This is a genomic window from Methanoculleus sp. UBA208, from assembly GCF_002498065.1.
Classification (GTDB): Archaea; Halobacteriota; Methanomicrobia; order Methanomicrobiales; family Methanoculleaceae; genus Methanoculleus.
Window position 1 is genome coordinate 725 of the sequence record NZ_DAFZ01000011.1, and the last position, 1,872, is coordinate 2,596.

Below are 1,872 nucleotides of genomic sequence, written 5' to 3' on the forward strand. Positions count from 1 at the left end.
GTGCAGGTGCCGCTCGGCGTCGCGGGGCCGATCCGGGTGAAGGGAGAGTACGCCGACGGATCCTACTACCTGCCCCTGGCGACGACCGAAGGGGCGCTCGTGGCCTCGGTGAACCGCGGCTGCTCGCTGATCACCAGAGCGGGAGGCGCGGACGTGCGGATTACGCGGGACGGGATGACCCGGGCGCCGGTCTTTGCCGCCCGCGACGTTGTTCATGCCCGCGAGGTGATCGCGTGGGTCGAGGGGCACGCCGCCGAGATACGCGAGACCGCGGAGAGCACCACGAAGCACGGGAAGTTCCTTGAAGCCGTCACCTACGTGGCGGGGACGAGCGTCTTCGTCCGGCTGGAGTTCGACACCAAGGACGCCATGGGGATGAACATGGTGACGATCGCAAGCCAGAAGGTGGGCGAACTCATCGAGCGGGAGACCGGAGCCCGCCTCGTCGCCAACTCCGGGAACATGTGCACCGACAAGAAGCCGGCGGCGATCAACCTGGTCCGGGGGCGGGGGAAGACCGTGGTCGCGGGCGTGCGGCTGTCCGATGAGAGGGTCGCCGACCTCTTGAAGACCGACGCTGAGACGCTCTTCGAGGTCAACTACAGGAAGAACCTGGTGGGCTCGGCACGGGCGGCCTCGTTCGGGTTCAACGCCCACGCGGCAAACGTCGTCGCCGCAATGTTCATCGCCTGCGGGCAGGATCCCGCCCACGTCGTCGAGGGGAGCACCGCGATCACCACCGTCGACCGGGTGGACGGCGGCGTCTACGTCTCGGTCACCCTCCCCTCGCTCCCGGTGGGGACGGTCGGCGGCGGCACGGGCGTCGACACCCAACAGGAGTGCCTCGCGATGCTCGGCGTCGCCGGGGGCGGCGACCCGCCGGGAACCCACGCGAAGGCGCTCGGGGAGATCGTCGCCGCCGGGGTGCTCGCCGGCGAACTCTCCCTCCTCGGCGCCCTCGCGGCCCAGCACCTTGCCCGGGCTCACCAGGAGCACGGGCGGGGGTGAGGGGGAGCGCCGGGCCCATGATAACATTTAAGGCGCGCGATCATCGTAACTACTTACTTGAGCATGAACCCGGGAGCCGATATCTATACCCTTCTCGTCCAGAAGCGGGACGAGATCCTCTCTCTTGCGCACCGGAGGGGAGCAAAGAACGTCCGGGTGTTTGGCTCTGTGGCACGAAACGAAGCCCGGGCAGACAGCGATATCGATCTCCTGATCGATCTCGATCCCGACCGGAGCCTCCTCGATGTGGGTGGTCTTGCGATGGATCTCTCGCTCCTGCTCGGGCGCCCGGTCGACGTTGTGACCGAAGCGGGACTCCGGAAGCGGATCCGTTCAAAGGTCTTACAGGAAGCGCGGCCCCTATGAGAGACGAACGCGAACGGCTGCTGGATATTATCGAAGCTATCGAACGGATTGAGCGAGTGGCAACTCAGGGCCGCGAGTACTTCTACAATGACGAGATGGCACAAGTATGGGTGATCCACCACCTTCAGATCATCGGAGAAGCCGTACGAGGGATCTCTTCAGAGTTCAGGGCCGAAAACCCGGACATCCCATGGTCGGATATCATCGGGATGAGGAACGTCCTTATCCACCATTATTTCGGGATCGACCGAGATGCAGTCTGGAACGTGGTCGAACGCGATCTCCCGGACCTGAAAAGCCAGATCCTGTCCCGGGTCGGGGGATAGGGAGCGCCTGGAGTGACGGGGGGCGGGGGCCGGACGTTCGGCCTGTCGCTACTCAAAGGCCTTCGGCCTTCTCCCGCTCCGGTCCTTTCGGAACATCGCACCCTTCCGCCCGTCACGAGTCGAAAACGCTTCGCGTTTTCTCCCGCTCCGGTTCTACGAACCATCGCGTCCT

3 protein-coding genes are annotated in these 1,872 nt (G+C 65.2%); all 3 read left to right on the forward strand.

The features are described 5' to 3' along the window. Positions 1-1,008: hydroxymethylglutaryl-CoA reductase (NADPH) (gene hmgA, locus BRA62_RS00820; protein ID WP_292364156.1), on the forward strand; the 1,008-nt coding region annotated here is incomplete at its 5' end. Positions 1,009-1,071: 63 nt separating this feature from the next. Further along, entirely contained in the window at positions 1,072-1,374 is a 303-nt protein-coding gene (locus BRA62_RS00825; protein ID WP_292364159.1) for a nucleotidyltransferase family protein, read from the forward strand. Beyond that, the gene (locus tag BRA62_RS00830; RefSeq protein ID WP_292364158.1) at positions 1,371-1,700 is read left to right on the forward strand and encodes a DUF86 domain-containing protein; all 330 of its coding nucleotides are present in this window, start codon (positions 1,371-1,373) and stop codon (positions 1,698-1,700) included. Before BRA62_RS00825 ends, BRA62_RS00830 begins: the two co-directional genes overlap by 4 nt. The last annotated feature ends 172 nt before the right edge of the window (positions 1,701-1,872 follow it).